The sequence below is a fragment of the Pseudomonas sp. 39004 genome, from assembly GCF_028682155.1.
Taxonomy (GTDB): domain Bacteria; phylum Pseudomonadota; class Gammaproteobacteria; order Pseudomonadales; family Pseudomonadaceae; genus Aquipseudomonas; species Aquipseudomonas capeferrum.
Genome location: NZ_JANIAG010000320.1, coordinates 1 through 2,589, shown reverse-complemented (window position 1 = coordinate 2,589; position 2,589 = coordinate 1). Strand labels below are relative to the sequence as shown.

Below are 2,589 nucleotides of genomic sequence, written 5' to 3'. Positions count from 1 at the left end.
TCTTCCGATCTCAACAACATAGATTCAAAATAGTGGCAACTTCGATGTCGCTATTCGCCTGGCATGGAACTCGCTTTTGTGTGTTCGTGTTTTGTATACAAGTTGAGCAAAACATAAATACACAAGAACTCGCGACGCCGACCAAAACTCGGCCGCCGCGCCCAGAACCCAGTGATGCCAACGCTGCACCGACGAGATGGCGAGCCCGTGCGCATTGCCCGCTCATCGCAGTCCACGTGCATCAGGAGCCTGCCGGAATGAGTACCAGCCTCAACCTTGCCCCTGAACTTTCCGTCGCCAGCAGCAACCCCGCGTCCACCCTTGCCGGGCCTGCGCCAGCACTCGACCTGAGCCCGCGCCTGCACAACCGCGACCTTGCCCCGACACGCCTCGAAGGCCGGCGCTGGGGCGGTTACAGCATCTTCGCGTTATGGACCAACGATGTGCACAACATCGCCAACTACTCCTTCGCCATGGGGCTGTTCGCCCTGGGGCTGGGCGGCTGGCAGATTCTCTTGTCGCTGGGCATCGGCGCGGCGCTGGTGTACTTCTTCATGAACCTGTCCGGCTACATGGGGCAGAAGACCGGCGTACCGTTCCCGGTCATCAGCCGCATCGCTTTCGGTATCCACGGCGCGCAGATACCGGCGCTGATCCGCGCAGTCATCGCCATTGCCTGGTTCGGTATCCAGACCTACCTGGCCTCGGTGGTGCTGCGCGTGCTGCTTACGGCCGTGTGGCCGCAACTGGCCGTGTACGACCATGACAGCATCCTTGGCCTGTCGAGCCTGGGCTGGGTGTGCTTCGTGGCGATCTGGCTGGTGCAGCTGGTGATCCTCGCCTACGGCATGGAGATGGTGCGCCGCTACGAGGCCTTTGCCGGCCCGGTGATTCTGCTGACCGTGGCCAGCCTGGCGGTGTTCATGTACTTCAAGGCCGACGCGCGCATCGCCTGGTCGGTGGCAGCGCCCCTGACCGGCTACGAGATGTGGCGCAACATCTTTGCGGGCGGTGCGCTGTGGTTGGCGATCTACGGTACTCTGGTGCTCAACTTCTGCGACTTCGCGCGATCTTCGCCGTGCCGCAAGACCATCCGCGTCGGTAACTTCTGGGGCCTGCCGGTGAACATCCTGGTGTTCGCGATGATCACCGTGGTGCTGTGCGGCGCGCAGTTCCAGATCAACGGCCAGATCATCGACAGCCCGACCCAGATCGTCGCCAGCATCCCCAGCACACCGTTCCTGGTATTGGGCTGCCTGGCCTTCCTGATCGTCACGGTGGCGGTGAACATCATGGCCAACTTCGTCGCCCCGGCCTTCGTGCTCAGCAACTTGGCACCCCGCCACCTGAACTTCCGCCGTGCCGGCCTGATCAGCGCCACCCTTGCGGTGCTGATCCTGCCCTGGAACCTGTACAACAGCCCGCTGGTGATCGTGTACTTCCTGTCGGGCCTGGGTGCCCTGCTCGGCCCGCTGTACGGGGTGATCATGGCCGACTACTGGTTGCTGCGCAAAGGCTGCATCAACGTGCCGCAGTTGTACAGCGAAGATCCGGCCGGCGCCTACCACTACACCAAGGGCATCAACCTGCGCGCCGTGGCCGCCTTCGTGCCAGCCGCACTGCTGGCCATCGTCCTTGCCCTGGTGCCCAACTTCCACAGCGTGGCGCCGTTCTCCTGGTTGATCGGTGCCGGTATCGCTGCCGCCGTCTATTTGCTGATCGCGCCACGCAACCGCCATTACCTGGATGTCAGCGGCGAGTGCATCGCCGTCGACCACAGCAGCCACTGATCAGGGAGAACCGTCCATGCGTATTCTGATTGCCAACGTCAACACCACTGAAGCCATCACCGAGGCCATCGCAGAGCAGGCACGCGCCGTTGCCGCGCCGGGTACCGAGATCATCGGGCTGACCCCACGGTTTGGTGCCGAGTCGGTGGAGGGCAACTTCGAAAGTTACCTGGCCGCCATCGCGGTGATGGACCGGGTGCTGGCCTACGAGGGCCCCTACGATGCAGTGATCCAGGCCGGCTACGGCGAGCACGGCCGCGAAGGCCTGCAGGAGCTGTTGAACGTGCCCGTGGTGGACATCACCGATGCAGCCGCCAGCACTGCCCTGTACCTGGGCCATGCCTACTCGGTGGTGACCACCCTGGACCGCACCGTGCCGCTGATCGAGGACCGCTTGAAGCTCTCTGGGCTGTATGACCGCTGCGCCTCGGTGCGCGCCAGTGGCCTGGCGGTGCTTGAGCTTGAAGCCGACCCGCAGCGTGCTGTCGAGGCCATTGTCGAACAGGCCGAGCGCGCCGTGCGGGAGGACAAGGCCGAGGTCATCTGCCTGGGTTGCGGTGGCATGGCCGGGCTGGATGAGCAGATTCGCCAGCGTACCGGTGTGCCGGTGGTCGATGGTGTGAGTGCAGCGGTGACCATTGCCGAATCGCTGGTGCGCATGGGCTTGAGTACCTCCAAGGTACGCACCTATGCCACGCCGAGGGTGAAGAAGGTGGTGGGGTGGCCGATGCGCTTAGGGCGGTAAGGGGGCTTCGTCAAGAGCGGCCACTTCGCGGGGCAAGCCCGCTCCCACAGATTC

Annotated in this window: 2 protein-coding genes; both read left to right on the top strand. The window is 63.7% G+C overall.

Annotation, left to right across the window (positions count from 1 at the left end):
- Positions 1 to 257 precede the first annotated feature (257 nt).
- Positions 258 to 1,790, top strand: a complete 1,533-nt coding sequence (locus NP534_RS26570) for an NCS1 family nucleobase:cation symporter-1 (RefSeq protein WP_047583651.1) — start codon at positions 258 to 260, stop codon at positions 1,788 to 1,790.
- Positions 1,791 to 1,806: 16 nt separating this feature from the next.
- Positions 1,807 to 2,535: an aspartate/glutamate racemase family protein gene (locus NP534_RS26565; protein ID WP_274100705.1), complete on the top strand. Its 729-nt coding sequence runs from the start codon at positions 1,807 to 1,809 to the stop codon at positions 2,533 to 2,535.
- Positions 2,536 to 2,589: the final 54 nt, after the last annotated feature.

What these genes read in the sequence shown, in the direction of transcription:
- NP534_RS26570 (WP_047583651.1), top strand. Translation starts at nt 258, where the DNA reads ATGAGTACCAGCCTCAACCTTGCCCCTGAACTTTCCGTCGCCAGCAGC.
- NP534_RS26565 (WP_274100705.1), top strand. Translation starts at nt 1,807, where the DNA reads ATGCGTATTCTGATTGCCAACGTCAACACCACTGAAGCCATCACCGAG.